This is a genomic window from Bradyrhizobium sp. SRS-191 (genome assembly GCF_024586915.1).
Taxonomy (GTDB): domain Bacteria; phylum Pseudomonadota; class Alphaproteobacteria; order Rhizobiales; family Xanthobacteraceae; genus Bradyrhizobium.
Window position 1 is genome coordinate 1 of the sequence record NZ_JANBVS010000086.1, and the last position, 1,078, is coordinate 1,078.

Here is a 1,078-nt window from a genome sequence, read left to right on the forward strand (position 1 = left end):
TGCTGCCAGTCCAACCCATCGCGCAGCATGGCATTGAGGATCACCAGGAGCTTGCGCATGCAGGCAACGATGATGACCTTGGGCTTTTTCCCTGTCAGTCGCTGCGCAAACTCGGCGATCACCGGATTGAACCGTTTGGCTGACAGCGCCGCCATGTACAGGATCTCACGTACGGCCTCGCGGCCTCCCTTGATGTGGCGCTCGCCACTTCTCTTGCCGCTGTCATCGTCGAACGGGGCAACCCCCACCAGGCTGGCAATCGCCCGCCGCGACAGCCTGCCGAGTTCGGGCAACAGCGCGATCAGCGTATGCGCCAGCACCGGTCCGACGCCTGGCACCGTACGCATCCGCCGCGCCAGCTCGCTCCAGTCGGCATGCTCGGCGACGAGCTCGGCCAGCTTTGCGTCATGAACGGTCAGTTCGGTCTGCAACCTCTTGCGTTGCGCCTCGACCTTCCGGCGCAGCTTGGCATCCCGCAGATGCTCGAGCTGATTGGTGCAGTCGTCGATGCCCTTGCGCAGATGGCGACGGAACAGCAGGTGCTCGCTCAACGTATCCAGCTCGCGTCGTCGCTTCGGAGCAGGAGCTTCGATCATCACCGCGGTAAACTGCGCGATGATCAACGCGTCGACACGGTCGTTCTTTGCAAGCCGGCCCTTGGCCTGCGCGAAGCGACGCACCCGCAGCGGATTGAGCAACGTAACCTCGAAGCCCTCCGCTTCCAGCGCATCGACGACCTCGCGCTCATACCCGCCCGAGGCCTCCAAGCCGACCCGCGTGACTTGCCGGTCTCGAAGCCATGCGACGAGATCCTTGAAGCCTGCCTTATCACGGGCCACCTGCAACGGCTCGTTCCGCTCCGGCCAAACCTCTACGTCAAGGCATTCCTTGCTGACATCGATCCCGGCAGATCGTACAATCTGTGCCATCTTCCGATCCCTTCCTTGCACATCCGGTCTGGGTGACCTTGCAACTGTTCGGGTTGTGAAGAGTGGAGGGAAGGCACCTGGCTCACCCACGGTTTCGTGCCAAGGGGCATACGGGCTCTCCCCTCCAGGGCCGACGCGGCGGCTACCGC

Annotated in this window: 1 protein-coding gene; it reads right to left on the reverse strand. The window is 63.4% G+C overall.

Features of this window, described 5'->3' with window-relative positions:
* Positions 1-929: IS110 family transposase (locus tag NLR35_RS34185; RefSeq protein WP_257170934.1), on the reverse strand; the 929-nt coding region annotated here is incomplete at its 3' end.
* Positions 930-1,078: the final 149 nt, after the last annotated feature.